Source organism: Methylotenera sp. (assembly GCF_036401095.1).
In the GTDB taxonomy this organism is placed as follows: domain Bacteria; phylum Pseudomonadota; class Gammaproteobacteria; order Burkholderiales; family Methylophilaceae; genus Methylotenera.
Window position 1 is genome coordinate 18,054 of the sequence record NZ_DASWWA010000007.1, and the last position, 18,436, is coordinate 36,489.

An 18,436-nucleotide genomic window follows, 5' to 3' on the forward strand; every position below is an offset into this window, starting at 1 on the left:
GTTTAGTATCTCTCGCTATATTTCTTGCGTGTGATGTGGCCGATAATGTTGAGCGTTAGTGTCATCAACATCAGCACCAGGCCTGCAGCAAAGATACTTTGATAACCGATGCTACCGTGCGGTAAATCACCCATCGCAACTTGCACAATGTAAGCGGTAATGGTGGCTGCTGCGTCCATTGGGTTAAATGTCAGGTTAGGTTGCTGACCTGCGGCAATAGCTACTACCATGGTTTCACCGATGGCGCGCGATATACCTAAAATGTAAGCGGCCACAATGCCTGAAACGGCAGCTGGCGTTACTACTCTAATAGCAGTTTGAAAACGTGTTGCACCCATTGCATAAGAGCCTTCGCGCATGCTCATAGGGACTGCGCGCATTGCATCTTCTGATAATGAGGCAATGTAAGGGATAATCATAATGCCAATCACAATGCCCGAACTCAGCATGTTAAAGGTTGGTAACTCTGGCATGATTTTTTGTAATAGTGGGGTAATAAACAGTAATGCAAAAAAACCAAACACAATGGTTGGCACACCTGCGAGCAACTCTAGAACTGGTTTTACTGTTTCACGCACTCTGTGCGATGCAAACTCAGACAGGTAAATAGCGCTAATCGTGCCAATCGGTACGGCAATCAATAGTGCCACGCCTGTCACAGTTAATGTGCCAGATACTAAAGGCAATATGCCGTAACGTGGGTTTTCAAATAGCGGGGTCCAGACCGTGTCGGTTAAAAAGTCGGACAAAGACACATATTCAAAAAAGCCGTAAGACTCATATAGCAAAATGCCAATAATGGCGGCGGTTGTTAATACCGCAGACAGTGCCGCTAGCATCAAAATAAACTCAATCACTCGCTCTTTTAAGTGGCGGGTGAAGTTCTTTGATAAGCGTGCGCTAATTTGAGGGGTTAATGATTTATTTAACACTTGGGTTGCCGTATTCACGTTATATATACCAGCTTGTTATCTTGGTTGGTAAAAGACACTTGTAAGAAAAGCAGTCATTAATGTGCTTTCAAACAAGTGTCAGTTAAACATACTACTTGATACGCGTTAGCAATTCTTCAATTTTTACACCAACTTCAGGTTTACCACCAAAGCCAGTACCTGGTTTAAGTGCTTTCCAGTGTGTAATCACTGCTTTTTGCTCTTTAGCAGGTAATGCAACGTATTTTACTTCTTCAATCAGCGGTTTGCTATTTTCAAGATAGTAGTTAACAAAGGCTTTAACTTCTGGTTTGAACGCTGCGGCTGTTGCATTAACGTAGATGAAGATAGGGCGTGCTAATGGTTGATAAGTACCATCTTCAATCGTTGCTTTTGAAGGCAATACACCTGGTTTACCTGGTTTATCAACAATTGAAACCGCTGTTAACTTGTCTTGATTCTCTTCATAGTAAGCATAACCGAAGTAAGCAAGACCACCTTTATCACCTACAACGCCTTTAACTAAGACGTTATCATCTTCTGATGCAGTAAAGTCACCACGGCTTGATTTTGCTTTACCAACAATTGCTTCTGTAAAGTAGTCAAAAGTACCTGAGTCAGCACCTGGGCCAAATAGTTTAACTGGCGTGTTTGGCCATGCTGGGTTTACTTGATTCCAAGTTTTTACTTTACCTTGCGCTGCAGGTTCCCATAATTTTTTAAGTTCTGCAGTGGTCATTTTCTTAGCAAAATCGTTAGCTGGGTTAATCACTACAGTTAACGCATCATAAGCCACTGGTAACTCAATAAACTGTACACCAGCTTCTTTACACGCATCAATTTCTTTTTGCAGAATAGGACGTGAAGCATTTTGCACATCTGTTTCACCGCGGCAGAATTTTTTAAAGCCGCCGCCTGTACCTGAAATACCTACGGTTACTTTAGTTTTTGTTGATTTTTGGAATTCTTCAGCAACCGCTTCAGTGATTGGGTATACCGTGCTTGAGCCGTCAATCTTGATGATTTTATCAGCAGCTACAGCAAAGTTTGGTAATGCAAATAATGATGTAACCAAACTAGCTATTGTTGAATATTTAGTAAACTGGTATTGCATTTGTTGCTCCTTAGAGTAGTCAGTTGTTGAACTGTACGTATCATATGAAGCTAATGTGACAATATAATGACAAAAATTAAATTAGTAAAATTGGCTAAATAAAAAAGGGCTCTAACTGAGCCCTTTTTTACGATTCCCCAATATTGCGGAGCTTATTACATAAAGCTGCGGCCTAAATGGTAACCAATTGCTGCCATTAAACCTGCACATGGAATGGTGAGTACCCATGCCCATACGATTCTTGAGGCAAGACCCCAGCGCACTGCAGACGCACGGCGAGATACACCCACGCCCACGATTGCACCCGTGATGGTATGTGTGGTTGAAACTGGAATACCAAGCGATGTTGCTAAAAATAATGCGATAGAACCAGAGGTTTGTGCACAGAACGCACCGGTTGGACGTACTTTAGTGATGCCCATACCCATCGTACGCACAATACGCCATCCGCCCATTAAAGTACCCAAGCCCATTGCTAGCTGGCATGAAATCACTACCCAAAATGGCACATGGAAATCGCCGTGCAGGTAGCCGTTTGCAAATAACAGCACAGTGATAATACCCATGGTTTTTTGCGCATCGTTGGCACCGTGACCTAAACTAAATAGAGAAGATGAAATAAATTGCATCTTGTTAAAGCGGTTCTCTGTTTTGTAAGGTGAGGATCTTTGAAATAGCCACAGCACAATCACTGAAAACAGCATAGCCAGTATCATGCCGAATAGTGGTGACAGCACAATGGCAACACCGGTAGTAATTAATTTGCTACCAATAATGATGCCCTGAGTACCTGCATGCGCAACGCCAGCACCGAGCAAGCCACCAATCAGTGCGTGTGATGATGATGACGGAATGCCGAACCACCAGGTGATGATGTTCCATGCAATTGCACCAGTCAGTGCGCCAAATATCACTGCATTAGTTACGATATTCGGGTCGATAATGCCTTTACCTACGGTGTCAGCCACATGTAAGCCGAAGAACAGGAATGCACTGAAATTGAAAAATGCTGCCCAAGCAACCGCGGCCTGCGGTGTGAGTAAGCGCGTTGAAACCATGAGTGCAATAGAGTTGGCAGCGTCATGGAAGCCGTTCATAAAGTCAAATATGAGGGCAACCACCACGAGAAACGCCATGATGAGAATTGCGTGATCCATTGTTTACCCCTTAGATGCGCTCAAGTACAACGCCATGGATTACATCTGCAACGTCTTCACAGCTATCAACTGCTTCTTCAAATAAATCGTAAAGCTCTTTTGAGCGAATTAAGGTGCGAGCATCTTCTTCTTCAGCAAATAAGCGATGCATGCCTGAGCGCATCACGTGGTCAGCTTCACCTTCAATACTGCTAATTTCTTCACAGGTTTGTAGAATGCGGCTAGAGTTTTTCATGTCTGACAACATGCTTACTGCTTCACGTACTTTTTCAGATGCACGTAACAGAATTTGACCCAGTGCTACCATTTCAGGTGTAAATGCGGTGTGGCCGTAAATTTTTGCACTTTGTGGAATGGCTTCCATGTAGTCGATGATGTCGTCTAGTGCCATTGCCAGTTCACGGATTTCACGGCGATCGAATGGTGTAATAAATGTTTTGTGTAGGGAGAGTAAAATTTCTTTTGTATATTCATCCGCTTCAGATTCGATTTTTCGAATTTCAGCAAAATGTTCATCAAATTTTTCGCTATCTCTTACTGCGGCCATCATGGCGAGTACTTTTGAGCCTTTGACAGCACAGTCTGCCAGGCTGTTGAAAAGTACGAAGTAATTGTCATTACGAGGTGAAATTGCAGCCATTAATCGACCAAGTGCAGCATTTGCCATAGTTTTTTAACTCCCTTATTTATTACTGTTTTGTTACTTTTAGATTAAAAATTCTTGAATATCGCAAGTTTAACCGTGTAGGCCAAAATCTGCGAGTATTTATATGTATTTAATGGAACTTTTTTCAATGATCTAAGTTGATTGTTATGCGCGATAAGATGCTTTCATCCGGCAATATGGCGCGATAAGCCTTTGCTGTATAATGGCGTTTTTTAGCAATACGTAAGCATTATGGAAGCAGAACAACTCAATATAATTGCTAATCGCTTAGGCGATTTAGGCGAGCGTAACCTAGCTCTTCGGGGGTATCTTTGACTTTGAATCTAAAAGTCAGCGTTTAGAAGAGGTTAATGGCCTACTAGAAGACCCTAAAATTTGGGATGACAACGCCAAAAGCCAGGCCTTAGGCAAAGAGAAGCGTGCGTTAGAGCTGGTGGTAAACACGCTCACCCATGTACAGGCAGGGCTAAAAGATGCGCAGGAGTTGTTTGACATGGCGCGAGAAGAGAATGATGACGATACATTAGTTAGTGTGGAGCATGATTCTTTGGCACTAGAGAAAGAAATCGCTGAGATGGAGTTCAGGCGCATGTTCTCTGGCGAGCTAGATTCTGCAAATTGCTTTATCGAGTTTCAATCAGGTAGCGGCGGTACTGAAGCGCAAGATTGGGCAAATATGCTGCTCCGTATGTATTTACGTTATTGCGAACGTAAAGGCTTTAAAGTTGAGGTGTTAGAAGAGTCTGAAGGTGATGTTGCTGGTATTAAAGGTGCGTCTATTAAAGTGTCTGGCGATTACGCCTACGGTACTTTACGTACAGAAAATGGCGTACATCGTTTAGTGCGTAAGTCGCCATTCGATTCTAATGCCAAGCGACATACCAGTTTCGCCAGTGTGCAGATATTCCCTGAGGTAGATGATTCGATTCAAATTGATATCAACCCTGCGGATTTACGTGTAGATACCTATCGTGCCAGTGGTGCGGGTGGTCAGCATATTAATAAGACAGATTCTGCGGTACGTATTACGCATATTCCGACTAATACTGTGGTGCAGTGTCAAAACGACCGCTCGCAACATCGTAACCGAGAGGAGGCGATGAATATGCTGAAGGGTGCTCTTTATAATCTTGAGTTGAATAAGCGCAATCAAGAAAAACAAGCACTTGAAGATGCCAAAACCGATATTGGTTGGGGCCATCAAATCAGGTCTTATGTGCTAGACCAGTCACGCATTAAGGATTTACGTACTGGCGTGGAAATTGGCAATACGCAAGGCGTGCTAGATGGCGACCTTGACCCATTTATTACCGAAAGTTTGAAGCAGGGAGTGTAGTGTGAGTAACGTGCAAAATAATGAACAAAATAATGAAGTGCCTGCAATCGATGAAAATCATGTGATTGCCGAGCGCCGCGAGAAATTAAAATCGATTCGTGAAAGTGCTAAATTAAATGGCACGGTTGCTTTCCCTAATGACTTCAAGCCAGACCATCAGGCAGTCGCTTTGCACGCTGAATTTGGCGGCTTTGATAATGAGGTGCTACAACCTAGAGCAGTGCATGTGAGCATTGCTGGCCGCATGATGTTAAAACGTGTCATGGGTAAAGCCAGTTTTGCTACTGTGCAAGATAGCACTGGCCGTATTCAATTATTTGTTTCTAAAGATAACTTTACCGATGAAAGCAGTAGTGATGCTGTTTACGAGGCTTTTAAGCACTGGGACTTAGGTGACATTGTTGCAGCTAAAGGCGTGTTGTTTAAAACTAAAACCGGTGAGCTTTCAATCAAGGTGTCTGAGCTACGTTTGTTGACTAAGTCATTGCGCCCATTACCTGAGAAGTTTCATGGCTTACAGGACCAAGAGGTTAAGTATCGTCAGCGCTATGTAGATTTAATGGTCTCTGAAGAAACCCGTGCAACCTTTATTGCACGCAGCAAAGTGGTATCGGCGATTCGCGGCTTTATGCTTGATAATCAATTCTTAGAAGTAGAAACGCCAATGCTGCACCCAATTCCAGGTGGCGCGTCAGCTAAACCGTTTATTACGCACCACAATGCGCTAGATATGCAAATGTACATGCGTATTGCGCCTGAGTTGTATTTAAAGCGTTTGGTTGTGGGCGGTTTTGAGCGCGTGTTTGAGGTGAACCGTAACTTCCGTAATGAGGGTTTGAGCGTACGCCATAATCCAGAATTCACCATGATGGAATTTTATGCGGCTTATACTGACTACCTATGGTTGATGGATTTCACCGAGCGCTGTATCCGCACTGCTGCGATTGCGGCGACAGGTTCAGCCGTATTGCAGTATCAAGGCCGTGAGTTGGATTTAAGTAAACCATTCCAACGCTTGACCATTGTGGGCGCAATTCAAAAATACGCACCGCAATATACGTTGGAGCAGCTGAACGATGCTGCCTTCTTGCGTGCAGAGATACTGAAATTTGGCACCAAACCATTTGATCATGCAGGTTTGGGTGCATTGCAGCTGGCCTTGTTTGAAGAAACTGCAGAAAGCCAATTGTGGGAGCCTACCTACATTATTGATTACCCAGTAGAAGTGTCGCCTTTAGCACGTTCATCTGACAAGAATCCTGAAATCACTGAACGTTTTGAGTTGTTTGTGACAGGACGTGAAATTGCAAACGGCTTTAGCGAGTTAAACGATGCCGAAGATCAGGCAGCGCGTTTCCATGCGCAAATGAAAGCAAAAGAAGCGGGTGATGCTGAAGCGATGTACTACGATGCTGACTTTATCCGTGCGCTAGAGTACGGCATGCCACCGACTGGCGGTTGTGGTATTGGTATTGACCGCTTGGTGATGATGATTACAGACAGTGCAAGTATCCGTGATGTGATTCTGTTCCCGCATATGCGCCCAGAAGCTTAAGCTTTAATCTGCATTGCTTGTTTTACCTAAGCCGTTACTAGTAAATGCTAGTAACGGCTTTTTGTTGTAAAAATACAACTAATAAAAAATAGTTTTTATAAAGTTTGATCTGTCATGAAACTGTAATACAGCTACCGCAAAATCCCCTCTGTCGAAAAACGCAGTAAATAATTATTAAATTAATAGAGGGAATGTAAATGAACTACAAATTACGTAGCTTGGTGGCTGCGAGTATCACAGGTGCATTAATGTTAGGTGTTGCACAACAGGCATCTGCAGATTCTACTATAGATATTGTGAATGCGTTGGTTGCAAAAGGCGTGTTAACAGAAGAAGAAGGCGCATTGCTCACTAAAGGCCGCAGTGGTGAACGTGATGCAGCTGAAGCAAAATCAAAAAAACAAATTAATGTAGTGAATAAAGACGGCCTACGTTTTGAGAACGAAGATAAATCAGTCAGCGTTGCTGTAGGTGGCCGTATACATGCAGACTATCGCAATTTTGACCACGGTAGCAATGATAAAAATACCAGTGGTAATACTGCAAATGAATCAGACACTTTTGATATGCGCCGTGCACGTATCAATATCAGTGGTCAGTTATTTAATAACTACACTTTCCAACTTTCTGGTGACTTTGCCGGCGGTACTACAGGTAACTCAGGTACAGGCAGCACCGCTATTCTTGACCAAGCTTGGTTCAACGTGAACTACTGGGCACCGTTGCAATTTAGAGTAGGTCAATTCAAGGTGCCTATCAGTATGGAGCGTAAAATGAGCTCTAACAGCTTAGACTTCTTAGAGCGCAGTTTGCATGACAGCTTAGGCAGCTACGAAGACCGCGGCGCCATGGTTTGGGGTGTGCCTAGAGACGGTATCACTTACGCGATTGCTGCAGTGAATGGCGAAGGTAACAAAAATAGAAACGATGCTGATAGCCGTGTAAGTAAACCAGAAATTCAAGCGAACGCAACCGTTAACTTTGCACAGTTAATGGAAAATAAAGATGCTGTGTATCACTTGGGTGTTGGTTTTGCGAATGGTGACATTTCAAAAAATAATAATGCATCTGGTACAGGTACAATTGCAGCAGCAGCTGATAACACATTCTGGCTAGCTGGTACCAACTCATTGCGTACTGAAGCGCGTGGTGTGAACTTCTTAAAACTACCAGGTTTGATTAGTGCGAATGGTGTGAGCAATGAAGTTAACCGCCAGCGCTTTGCGGTAGAAGGTGCTGCGGCATTTGGTCCGGTTAAAGTAGCGAGTGAGTGGATGCGTAACAGCTTTAGTGGTGATTTGACTGCAACTAAAGATTTTGACGCGGATATCGATGCTTGGTATGTTTCTGCTCTGTGGAATATTACTGGTGAGAAATTTGCTGACTTCTACAAGGAAGGTATTTTCACCGCAGTTAAGCCGGCAAATAATTTCGATTTGGGCAAAGGTGGTGGTACTTGGCAAGTGGGCTTACGTTACTCACACATTGATGCCAGTGACTTTAATAACTCAACGTTTGTAGGCACTAGCGTTTCTAACAACGTAGGTAGAATCACTGCGGCAAATACAGCCACAAGTACCAATACCTTTGAGGCTGGTGCATGGACAGTTGGTTTGAACTTTGTACCTAACCCAAACACACGCTTTATGCTGAACTTTATTCAAACCAATTTTGATACACCAATCTTGATTGAGAATAAATTGAAGGATAACGAGAAAGCAATTACAGCGCGTGCGCAGTTTACTTTCTAGTTAATACTCGCTGCATTTACATAAAAAAACCCGCGCAAGCGGGTTTTTTTATGGGCGCTTGCAACTTATCTTTTATTTGTCTTTTAAAAAGTGGTTAGGCATTTCAAACAGTGGGTTGTGTGCTTTTAACGCGCAAAACAGCATGCGGGTTTCTAGTAGGTTCCATACTCTTAGCATCGCCTCAATCGAGTCAAATGGCTTGGTGAGGAAGTCTTTGGCACCTAGCGATAATGCTTTTCTTCTGGCGGTAATCGTGCTGTCTGCGGTGAGTACTAACACTGGTAGGTATTCGTCCGGCGTGATACGCTTAGATAACTGTTCTAGCACGGCATAGCCGTCTAACTCTGGCATCATCAGGTCCAGCAGAATAATGTCTGGCTGCAGGGCGTTAAATAAGTCCATCGCGCGCGTTGGGTCTGTGGTGCTGAGCACTTGGGTGAAGCCCTCTCTGGCCAGTAGCTCTTCGAGCAGGCGTAAGTTAGCATCAGAGTCATCAACAATGAGAATTTTTGCGTTAAGAATCAGCTTTTCGTTCATTTTTTTCAATCGAATTGAGTAGTTTATTGAGCGTTTGGTTAAATGCTGCAATATCTAAAGGTTTAGTAAAATATTCGTGTATTCCCATTCTCTTTAGCCTGCCAATACTTGCGGGCGTGGCATCTGCAGATAAAATCAGGATAGGGATATGTGCATGCTTGGCATTGTTTTGAATATGCTCAACTAAATTGACGCCGGAGCCATCTGGTAGGTTCAAGTCAATTAAGGCAATATCGGGTGTGGATTTTACCAAGAAACTTTTTGCTTCTTGAATGGTGCTAACCGCATATAGGTGGAAGTTAGCATTTCTGGCAATAATTGCCTCAATAAGCGCTCGGTTACTAGGGTTGTCTTCTACATATAGAATTTTGGCCTGATGCCGTAATGAGATGCTATTTAGCGTAGACGGTTCATCAATCGCTGGTTCTGGTGTTTCCGCAAGTTGCTTGTAGGGCAGAGTGAGCTGGAATAAGCTCTTGTCGCTAGCGATATGAATCTCACCGCCAAGTGCTGCCATCATTTGGTTGCTGAGCGCCAGCCCTAAGCCTACACCTTCGACTTTAGTATTTTCTGCGCCCAAGCGTTCAAACGGGGTAAACACGCGATGATGCATGGATTTTGGGATACCTTTGCCTTCGTCCGCTATCTCGATAATGACTTTGTCATCTTTCTTGTAAGCCTGCACATATACTTTGGCATGGGCGGGACCATATTTCAGTGCGTTAGAAATTAAGTTAAGCACAATTTGCAACAGCCTTTGCCTATCGGTAGCAATGACGAGGTCAGGCGGGTAGTAGGTTTTAATCTGAATGTCACGCGCCTTGGCAAGCGGGTGCATAAAATGTGTTGCTTCATCTAGCAGTGTCGAGATGTCACATGCCTGAATATCAATCTGCATATCTCCAGACTCAATTCTGGCAATATCCAATACTTGATCTATCAGTTTAAGCAGGTGCTTGCCTGCGGCAGAAATCATAGACAGACTTTCCTTTTGCTTCAGGTCAGCTAAGTCGGTTTCCAGCAGGTGTGCAAAACCTAAAATGGCATTTAGGGGAGTTCTTAGCTCGTGGCTAGTTCTTGATAAGAAAATGCTTTTTTCTGCGTTGGCTTCCTGCGCTTGCAGTTTTGCCAAGTTTGCTTCATACATGCTGTTAGTGAGTAGTTGGGCGGCTTGGTCTAGCTCATGTGCTAATTGACCAAGCTCATCTTGGCTGATTGAGGGGAGTGCGAGCGCTTCGCCCCTTGCTAAGTGTGCGGCGCTGTCGCGGATAAGCTGCACACGTTTGACGATGGTTCTGGAAAACACCCATGCGCTGGCCAGCGTACCTAAAATACCCGCCAATGCTGAAATGATAGTGAGGTTGATATTGCGCTGGCGCTCATAGTTCACTTGCTTTTGGTCATCTGCAACGAGCTTTGCTTCACGCGTGCTCATTTCTTCAATTAACGTGCGTAGGTTGTTTAGGGTTTTCCCCTGCACGCTAAACTGTTTTACCAAGGCAGTGTTATCGATCTCCAAATTACTGCTCGCTAGTTTTGCTAAATCTGCCAAGTTTTGATTGACTAACGGCTTGATGCGGCTAAGCCTTGCTATTTGTTCTTCATCTTCCAGCTCTGCTTCCAGCTTGCTGAGTGTAGAGGCCAGCTTTTGATTGGCTTGGAAGTAAAAGTTGAGAAAAGACTTTTCTCCTGTAAGTAAATAGTCACGCACACCGGTCGAAGCCTCCACCAGCTGTGTATGCACCGCCTGAATATCACGTTGGTTTTGCAGGGCGACTCTTAGTTTATTTTCGAGTATGGCGGCTTGTTTTTCGTGCAAATACAATGAGAGCAGGGATAGCAGCAGAATCGTGAGTGGCAATGCAATCACAATCGGGCCTTTAATCCGTAATGGTAGATCTTGCCAAATGGATGATGGTGCTTGTAACTGCTGTATATATGCGTTTAGTTTCATCTGGATATTCATCATGCTCATGTGTATTGCTAGGCTCTATAACCAAGTTCGTAAGCCTTAACCGCGGCTTGCGTTCTATCGCGTAAATTGAGTTTGCTTAGAACCCTTTCTACATGAATTTTAACGGTCCCGGCTGAGATTCCTAGTTTTGCAGCTAATTCCCGATTGCTCAACCCTGACGGCAGTAAGGCGAATACTTCACGCTCTCGTGGGGTCAGTCGCTCAATAACGGTGAGGTCTTTATCTTCTGTGCTCATGCTTGATGCTTGTTTAAGTGCCAAGCCTAGAATGCCACTGATTGATTGCAGCGTGATAAGTTCATGTGGAGTGAGTTGCAGGTTCTGACCCGAGAGAACAATGAGCCCCATAGACTGTTGACCGATAGCAATGGGGATAAGGTACTCTTGGTCCATATCGCTAGGCGTGTAAGTCCAGAACATACTGCCCTGATACTGGTGGGCTTTGAATTTAACAGGATATTTTAATAGCGTGGCAAAAATACCCAGCATAGGCACACGCGTACCTTGCGGTAAAGTCTGACCTTTAGTTGCAACAATGTTGAGCTTTCCAGCTGACTCTGTAGCAATAATGCCATGTTCTGCTGCAATGTATGCTGCAATTAAATCTAAAAAATATTGTGGCGAATCTATTTTCCAGCCATCTTCAAACAGTGTTGCACCCAAGCCATTAAACAGCCGGACTTGGGCTTCCTTTGCCTGCGATTCGCGATTATTTAATCGAAACTCTCTAGCGCTTTCCATAATACCAGTATTTGGATGTTGTATATGCCGTTCAGTATATACTGATATACCTATATCGGTAGACTTTTGTTGCAATCTCTCTCTATACAATTGCTCTCGTTGCTAATGAATCAGCGCAGTTAGGTTTCAGATACAACACTTAGAAAGATAGATTAGGAGAAAAGAATGAAAGTATTGTCAGTATGGTTGCTAGGTTTGATGTTTGCGCTAAGTGCGTCTGCCAGTGAAAAACAGGACGTGGAAAAAGATAAAGCAGAACCAGCCACAGATACTAAGGCCGAGATAGTGGAAGAGAATAAGTCGGATAAGCATGACGTACTCAAAACTAAGTTTCTAGGTTCTAGGCCATTTATGGAAAGCAAGGTTAGATAGCATTAACTATATTAAGTCTATGTCACTTGTCAGTGACATAGTTTTCATCCTTGGCTCAAAAATAATATTGTAGAGATAGTAATAATGAAAATAGCTACATGGTTTAGTGAATTTAAAAATGATTTGCCTGCGAGTATTGTGGTATTTTTCGTCGCACTGCCTTTGTGTTTAGGTATTGCACTCGCATCAGGCGCACCATTATTTGCTGGAGTAATTGCCGGTATTGTCGGTGGTATTGTGGTGGGGATGTTTAGCGGCTCTCAGCTAGGTGTGAGTGGTCCGGCTGCGGGATTGGCTGTGATCGTGCTTACTGCAATCGGAACCTTAGGTTCATTTCAGTCTTTTTTACTGGCTGTTGTGATGGCTGGGGTGATTCAGTATTTGTTAGGTTATTTTAAGGCTGGTTTTATTGCGTACTTTGTACCTTCGTCTGTCATCAAAGGTATGTTAACCGGTATTGGTTTGTTAATTGTGCTGAAGCAAATACCGCATGCACTGGGCTATGATTTTGATTATCAAGGTAGCGAATCCTTTGTGCAGGCTGATGGTAGCAATACTTTTTCTGCCTTAGTTGATGCATGGTCTTTGTTAACGCCAGGTGCGCTATTAATTGCGGCAGTGTCTATGCTGATATTAGTACTATGGGATACAACACTTACAAAAAAGCATCGCCTATTTGAGTTACTGCAAGGGCCGATTGTAGTGGTGTTGGTTGGTATTTTGTTTAACTGGCTGTTTCAAAATGGTATTCTAAATTTCACTTTAGCAGACAGCCAAATTGTGCACCTGCCAGTAGCGCATAGCGTGAGCGATTTACTTGGGCAGTTTACAACCCCTGACTTTTCACAAATCACTAATATAGAGATTTATAAAGTTGCTGTGGTGATGGCAATTGTAGCAAGCTTGGAAACTTTGTTGTGCGTAGAAGCCACTGATAAGCTAGATCCACTAAAACGCATTACCCCAACGAATCAGGAGCTAAAAGCACAAGGGATTGGTAATGTGCTGTCTGGTCTGATTGGTGGCCTACCTATTACACAGGTGATTGTACGTAGCTCTGCCAATATCACGTTTGGCGCTAAAACTAAATTGTCAGCGATTTTGCACGGTATTTGGTTATTATTGAGTGCAGTCACCATCGCTAGCCTGTTAAATATGATACCTTTAGCCAGCTTGGCAGCTATCTTGATTATGGTGGGTTATAAGTTAGCTAAGCCATCGCTGTTTGCAAATATGTATAAATTAGGCTGGGAGCAATTTGCACCATTTATTGCAACGGTTGTGGCTATTTTATTAACGGATTTATTAACGGGCATTGCGATTGGTTTGGTGGTGGGTGTGTTTTATACCTTGCACCATAGTTACCGTAACTCGCACTATATGAAAGAGACCACAACTACGAAGGACGGTCGTGAGGTGCATCATATTGTGTTAGCCGAAGAGATTTCATTCTTTAATAAAGCAAGTATCTTAAAGGTGCTGGAATTGATTCCTGGCAATGCAAAGGTGATTATTGATTGTTCTAATTGCAAATCAATTGCATACGATGTTGTAGAATATATCCGTGATTACCCGCTTCATGCAAAATTAAAGAATATTGAAGTGGAGACGATTAAATTTATTCAACCTAAATATTAATCAACAGAATTAGTAGTTTGCTCATTATTATTAAAATAGGAAATAAGCATGTATAAACATCCATTACTTAACCGCGACCAAATGTCACCGAAAGAGGCTTTAGATATTTTAGTGGAAGGTAATCTTCGTTTTATGAATAACTACTCACACGATAAAGACTTTCAAAGCTTGCTGAATATTACTAGAGACAAACAGCATCCTTTCGCATCTTTTTTGAGCTGTAGTGATTCACGCGCGCCAGTAGAGCTGTTGTTTGATCAGGCGTTGGGCGATATTTTTAGTGTGCGCTTAGCTGGTAATATTGCGTCAGATAAAGCGATTGGTAGCTTGGAGTTCAGCTCTAAATACTTAGGTAGCAAGCTAATTGTGGTGATGGGGCATAGCAGCTGTGGCGCAGTAAAAGCAGCATGCGATGACTTTAAAGATGGTCATATCGGTGAAATTATCAACTTCATTAAGCCATCTATTCGTCATGAAAAAACGGTGTTAAATAAAGAAGAGAGAACTTCTAAAAACCCGGACTTTGTTGAGAAAATCAATGTGCTGAATGTAAAGCACCAGATTGATACCATTATCCGCCAAAGTGATATCGTTAACGATATGATTGAAGCGCGGCAGATTGCGATAGTAGGTTCCATTTATGACCTGACAACAGGCAAAGTGAACTTCCTAGAAGAAACTTACATTGGTTAATTACCATTTGTAAGTCCGCAGTAAGAAAGCCACCTGTTAAAGGTGGCTTTTTTACTGGCGGGGTATTTGTTTGTTTGGCAATGCTGCCTTTATATTTTTCTTAGCGATGGCCTTCTTTTGCCATGTTGATGCTGTATTTTGGAATTTCTACCACTAAATCTTCTGTGCCCACTACGGCTTGGCATGAGAGTCTAGAGTTTGGTTCCAAGCCCCAAGCTTTATCCAGTAAATCATCTTCCTGCTCGGTAGAGTCACTCAGAGATTTAAACCCTTCACGCACAATCACATGGCATGTGGTGCATGCACAGGCTTTGTCGCAAGCGTGATCAATATCAATATCGTTGTTTAACAAAACATCGCAAATAGACTCACCGGCTTGTGCTTCAATAGCTGCGCCATCTGGACAAAGTTCTACGTGAGGCAGGATAATAATTTGTGGCATATCGGTTTCTCAATAATACTGTAGTGCTAACGTCTGCTTTAAAATCATGCAACTCCCTGTGTTGGTGGTGCATGGATTTAATGGTTTGTTAGTACTACACTGTTTTTAAAGTTATAAATCCCAAGATTATAGATCTAACGATTATAAATCTAGGTTTTCTAAATGTTTACCAGCTAAGGCACGGCTCACGCTGGCATCCATACGTGCTGCGGCAAATGCCTCAGTTGCATGGTTAAGTGCATCCACAGCCTGATGAATTGCGGTTGCGTCTTCGCCTTCACTCAGTTGCTGCAGCTTTTGAATCTCCGCTTCAATTGCTTTTACTTCTTCGGCGCTAATCAGCTGGCTATCCGCCGCTAACGCTGCGCTGATAGAACCGATAATGGCACCTGCATCTACCCTTGCTTCTGCCAACATGCGAGCTTTTTTATCATCTTCTGCACTGTTGAAAGAAGCTTTCAACATATTGGTGATTTCATCTTCAGTGAGGCCGTAAGATGGCTTTACTGCAATGTGCGCTTCAATGCCTGTACTCTGTTCACGTGCTGATACTGAGAGTAAACCGTCGGCATCAACCGTGAAGGTCACGCGGATTCTGGCCGCACCAGCAGCCATTGGCGGTATGCCGCGTAGCTCAAAGCGAGCGAGGGAGCGGCAATCGCTCACTAAGTCGCGTTCACCTTGTACTACGTGTACGCTCATGGCAGTTTGTCCATCTTTATAAGTGGTGAACTCTTGCGCGCGCGCGATTGGCAATGTGCTATTGCGATGGATGACTTTTTCTACTAAACCGCCCATGGTTTCCAAGCCCAGCGATAGCGGGGTGACGTCCAGTAACAATAGGTCGTCATCGCTCTTATTACCAGCAAGAATGTTAGCTTGAATCGCAGCGCCTAAGGCAACCACTTTGTCTGGGTCTAAATTGGTGAGCGGTTCTTGTTTAAAGAATTCTTGTACCGCATGGCGAATATGCGGCATACGGGTAGCACCACCTACTAGCACTACACCGTTAATGTCCTCAATGCTTAGTTTGGCATCGCGCATGGCTTTACGTGTTGGTGATAAAGTTTTGCTGACTAAATGCTCAGTGACTTCGACAAGCTGCGGTGCCGTTAAGGTAACGTCTACTAAGATGCCATTACCTAATTTACAGACTATTTGTGCTTCAAAGTTGTCAGTGAGCCACTCTTTTGCTTGCCGCGCTTTGGTGAGCAGTAATCTGGTGTCTTCTTCGGTAAGCGGGGAGAAGTTTTCATTTGCTGCACGCACTTGATCCAGCACCCAGCAATAGATGCGGTGGTCAAAATCGTCACCGCCTAAGGCTGCGTCACCATTGGTGGCAAGTACTTCAAATACGCCTTTAGATAAACGTAGGATGGATACGTCAAATGTGCCACCACCTAAGTCGTAAATGACAAAAGTACCTTCTGCTGCGTTGTCTAAGCCATAGGCTACGGCGGCAGCGGTAGGCTCGTTCAGTAAACGTAATACATTTAAACCGGCTAAGCGCGCGGCATCTTTTGTTGCCTGGCGCTGTGCGTCATCAAAGTAGGCTGGTACTGTAATGACCGCACCCACGAGCTCGCCGCCTAGTGATTTCTCGGCACGGGCTTTCAGTGTTTTAAGAATTTCAGCTGAAATTTCAACCGGTGTTTTAAGGCCAGCACGGGTTTGTAGTTGCAAGCTGCGTGTTGTGGCTGCATCTGAGCCTTCAACAAATCGATACGGGATATGTGCCTTATTGGTAATGTCGTTTAAATTACGACCCATAAAGCGTTTGACCGAAATGACGGTGTTGACCGGGTCTTCACTTTGGTGTGCTTGTGCCTCATGCCCCACTACGATATCGCCATTAGGCATATAACGCACTACAGAGGGTAATAGCGCATGGCCAAAATCATCTTGTAATACGGTGCTCATGCCGCTACGCACAGTTGCAATCAGTGAGTTGGTTGTGCCTAAGTCTATGCCTACAGCCAGTCTGTGCTGATGAGGTGCGGCACTCATGCCTGGTTCTGAAATTTGGAGTAATGCCATAAGTTTACTAGTTGCTTATCTGTTAATTGCTACGCTAATGATCTAACTGTTCAATGACTTGGTCTATGTCTGCACAAACTTTATCGATAAAAATTAGTTTACGAGTGATTTCTGTAGCTGCGGCTAGGTCTTGTTTAATGTCAAATAACTCACACAAATCGCCAACTAATGCTTTGGCTTCCGTGGCTAACTCGTCAGCAATGTTATCTAGTTCTGAGATGTCGCGTGCCATTTTGGCATCTTCAATGCGCTCACGCCACTCCATCTGCTGCATTAAAAAATCCATTGGCATAACGGTGTTGGTATCTGCTATGGCATCGATGCCATGTTGCTCCAACATATATTTTGCACGCTTGGCCGGACTTTTTAATACGGAATATGCCTCATTGGCAGAGGTTGCCAAGTGCATGGCAGAAAGTCGTTCTGTGGCTGGTGCGGTGATAAATCGATCCGGGTGGGCCGCAGACTGAATTTTGCGATAGTTACTTTCCAGCGTGCTTGTATCGAGATTAAACTGTTCCGCAATAGAGAATAGTTCAAAGTGATTAGGTGGAGTGCTCTGCATGTGCATCAAAATTAAACAGTAAAGCTTTCACCGCAACCGCATTCATCTTTAACGTTAGGGTTGTTAAATTTAAAGCCTTCGTTCAGGCCTTCTTTGGTGAAGTCTAGCTCAGTGCCATCAAGGTAAACCAAGCTTTTTGGATCAATAATAACTTTAACGCCATGGCTCTCAAACGCGACATCCTCTGGCTGCATCTCATCTACAAACTCTAGGGTATACGCCATGCCTGAACAACCTGTGGTTTTAACGCCCAAGCGCAAACCTACGCCTTTACCGCGATTTGCAAGAAATTTTTCAACGCGGCTGGCCGCGGTTTCTGTGAGTGTAATTGCCATAGTTCTTTGTTTAATCCTTTTAGACTGCTATTTTATACTACAAAGCAACGCTAGTTTTCTTAGCGTGCTTTTGGATGCGGCATGAGCAGCACTAATGCATACCTACGCTTAATCCAGCTGTGCCAGAGCAATCATCCGATTGATGTTCTGGTTAGCCTCTTGTGTATGTAAGCTTAAGCGGCTTCTTTTGCTGCTTGCTTAGCTTTAATATCCGCCACCGCTGCTTTAATTGCATCTTCAGCCAGCACTGAGCAGTGAATTTTCACTGGCGGCAATGCAAGCTCTTCTGCAATTTCAGAGTTCTTAATTGCATATGCTTCTTCAATGGTTCTGCCTTTTAGCCATTCAGTTACTAATGAGCTAGAGGCAATAGCAGAGCCGCAGCCATAAGTTTTGAACTTAGCATCTTCAATAATGCCGCTGTCATTGACCTTGATCATTAGCTTCATCACGTCACCACAAGCTGGTGCGCCCACCATGCCAGTACCTACTTGCGGGTCATTTTTATCTAAAGAACCAACATTACGCGGGTTCTCGTAGTGATCTAATACTTTGTCTGAATATGCCATTTTCGTTCTCCTGTTATGTAC

General features: G+C 43.7%; 18 protein-coding genes. 6 read left to right on the forward strand and 12 right to left on the reverse strand.

The window, feature by feature from the left end; translation table 11 throughout:
* Nucleotides 1–2: 2 nt before the first annotated feature.
* The 4 genes from pstC to VGD82_RS05900 all read right to left on the reverse strand — a co-directional run bounded on the left by pstC (nucleotide 3) and on the right by VGD82_RS05900 (nucleotide 3,870).
* Nucleotides 3–950, reverse strand: a complete 948-nt coding sequence (gene pstC / locus VGD82_RS05885) for a phosphate ABC transporter permease subunit PstC (protein ID WP_135278384.1) — start codon at nucleotides 948–950, stop codon at nucleotides 3–5.
* A gap of 94 nt (nucleotides 951–1,044) precedes the next feature.
* The gene (locus VGD82_RS05890; protein ID WP_331019515.1) at nucleotides 1,045–2,046 is read right to left on the reverse strand and encodes a PstS family phosphate ABC transporter substrate-binding protein; all 1,002 of its coding nucleotides are present in this window, start codon (nucleotides 2,044–2,046) and stop codon (nucleotides 1,045–1,047) included.
* A gap of 155 nt (nucleotides 2,047–2,201) precedes the next feature.
* The gene (locus tag VGD82_RS05895; protein WP_331019516.1) at nucleotides 2,202–3,203 is read right to left on the reverse strand and encodes an inorganic phosphate transporter; all 1,002 of its coding nucleotides are present in this window, start codon (nucleotides 3,201–3,203) and stop codon (nucleotides 2,202–2,204) included.
* Nucleotides 3,204–3,213: 10 nt separating this feature from the next.
* Nucleotides 3,214–3,870 carry a DUF47 domain-containing protein gene (locus tag VGD82_RS05900; RefSeq protein ID WP_331019517.1) on the reverse strand — a complete coding sequence of 219 codons (657 nt, stop codon included), beginning with the start codon at nucleotides 3,868–3,870 and terminating at the stop codon, nucleotides 3,214–3,216.
* Between the two features lie 231 nt (nucleotides 3,871–4,101).
* Here VGD82_RS05900 and prfB point away from each other — a divergent pair.
* The 3 genes from prfB to VGD82_RS05915 all read left to right on the forward strand — a co-directional run bounded on the left by prfB (nucleotide 4,102) and on the right by VGD82_RS05915 (nucleotide 8,512).
* A protein-coding gene (gene prfB / locus VGD82_RS05905) for a peptide chain release factor 2 (protein WP_331019518.1) occupies nucleotides 4,102–5,206 on the forward strand; the annotation gives its coding sequence in 2 pieces (ribosomal slippage) (nucleotides 4,102–4,182 and nucleotides 4,184–5,206; 1,104 coding nt in all).
* A gap of 1 nt (nucleotide 5,207) precedes the next feature.
* Nucleotides 5,208–6,761, forward strand: a complete 1,554-nt coding sequence (gene lysS / locus VGD82_RS05910; RefSeq protein ID WP_331019519.1) for a lysine--tRNA ligase — start codon at nucleotides 5,208–5,210, stop codon at nucleotides 6,759–6,761.
* A gap of 197 nt (nucleotides 6,762–6,958) precedes the next feature.
* The gene (locus VGD82_RS05915; protein ID WP_331019520.1) at nucleotides 6,959–8,512 is read left to right on the forward strand and encodes an OprO/OprP family phosphate-selective porin; all 1,554 of its coding nucleotides are present in this window, start codon (nucleotides 6,959–6,961) and stop codon (nucleotides 8,510–8,512) included.
* A gap of 72 nt (nucleotides 8,513–8,584) precedes the next feature.
* On the opposite strand, the gene VGD82_RS05920 is transcribed toward VGD82_RS05915, so the two are convergent.
* The 3 genes from VGD82_RS05920 to VGD82_RS05930 are packed head-to-tail and all read right to left on the reverse strand — an operon-like array spanning nucleotide 8,585 to nucleotide 11,839.
* Nucleotides 8,585–9,049 carry a response regulator gene (locus tag VGD82_RS05920; RefSeq protein ID WP_331019521.1) on the reverse strand — a complete coding sequence of 155 codons (465 nt, stop codon included), beginning with the start codon at nucleotides 9,047–9,049 and terminating at the stop codon, nucleotides 8,585–8,587.
* A complete protein-coding gene (locus VGD82_RS05925) occupies nucleotides 9,027–11,024 on the reverse strand; it encodes a hybrid sensor histidine kinase/response regulator (protein WP_331019522.1) in 1,998 nt (665 codons plus the stop codon). The genes VGD82_RS05920 and VGD82_RS05925 overlap by 23 nt, the downstream gene beginning before the upstream one ends.
* 8 nt (nucleotides 11,025–11,032) lie before the next feature.
* Nucleotides 11,033–11,839 (reverse strand): response regulator transcription factor, encoded by an 807-nt coding sequence (locus VGD82_RS05930; protein ID WP_331019523.1) that lies wholly within the window; start codon nucleotides 11,837–11,839, stop codon nucleotides 11,033–11,035.
* Between the two features lie 90 nt (nucleotides 11,840–11,929).
* On the opposite strand from VGD82_RS05930, the gene VGD82_RS05935 reads away from it, so the two are divergent.
* The 3 genes from VGD82_RS05935 (at nucleotide 11,930) to VGD82_RS05945 (ending at nucleotide 14,467) form a co-directional block, all read left to right on the forward strand.
* A complete protein-coding gene (locus VGD82_RS05935) occupies nucleotides 11,930–12,136 on the forward strand; it encodes a hypothetical protein (RefSeq protein WP_331019524.1) in 207 nt (68 codons plus the stop codon).
* An 84-nt stretch (nucleotides 12,137–12,220) separates the two neighbouring features.
* Nucleotides 12,221–13,774 carry a SulP family inorganic anion transporter gene (locus tag VGD82_RS05940; protein WP_331019525.1) on the forward strand — a complete coding sequence of 518 codons (1,554 nt, stop codon included), beginning with the start codon at nucleotides 12,221–12,223 and terminating at the stop codon, nucleotides 13,772–13,774.
* Between the two features lie 48 nt (nucleotides 13,775–13,822).
* A complete protein-coding gene (locus VGD82_RS05945) occupies nucleotides 13,823–14,467 on the forward strand; it encodes a carbonic anhydrase (protein WP_331019526.1) in 645 nt (214 codons plus the stop codon).
* A gap of 100 nt (nucleotides 14,468–14,567) precedes the next feature.
* On the opposite strand, the gene fdx is transcribed toward VGD82_RS05945, so the two are convergent.
* The 5 genes from fdx to iscU form a co-directional block, all read right to left on the reverse strand.
* Nucleotides 14,568–14,909, reverse strand: a complete 342-nt coding sequence (fdx, locus tag VGD82_RS05950; protein ID WP_331019527.1) for an ISC system 2Fe-2S type ferredoxin — start codon at nucleotides 14,907–14,909, stop codon at nucleotides 14,568–14,570.
* A 141-nt stretch (nucleotides 14,910–15,050) separates the two neighbouring features.
* Complete coding sequence (gene hscA, locus VGD82_RS05955; RefSeq protein WP_331019528.1) at nucleotides 15,051–16,946, reverse strand: Fe-S protein assembly chaperone HscA; 1,896 nt, start codon at nucleotides 16,944–16,946, stop codon at nucleotides 15,051–15,053.
* 34 nt (nucleotides 16,947–16,980) lie between these two features.
* Nucleotides 16,981–17,511, reverse strand: a complete 531-nt coding sequence (hscB, locus tag VGD82_RS05960) for a Fe-S protein assembly co-chaperone HscB (RefSeq protein WP_331019529.1) — start codon at nucleotides 17,509–17,511, stop codon at nucleotides 16,981–16,983.
* 11 nt (nucleotides 17,512–17,522) lie between these two features.
* Complete coding sequence (gene iscA, locus VGD82_RS05965) at nucleotides 17,523–17,846, reverse strand: iron-sulfur cluster assembly protein IscA (RefSeq protein WP_135278369.1); 324 nt, start codon at nucleotides 17,844–17,846, stop codon at nucleotides 17,523–17,525.
* Between the two features lie 173 nt (nucleotides 17,847–18,019).
* Nucleotides 18,020–18,415, reverse strand: a complete 396-nt coding sequence (gene iscU, locus VGD82_RS05970; RefSeq protein ID WP_019897763.1) for a Fe-S cluster assembly scaffold IscU — start codon at nucleotides 18,413–18,415, stop codon at nucleotides 18,020–18,022.
* Nucleotides 18,416–18,436 lie beyond the last annotated feature (21 nt).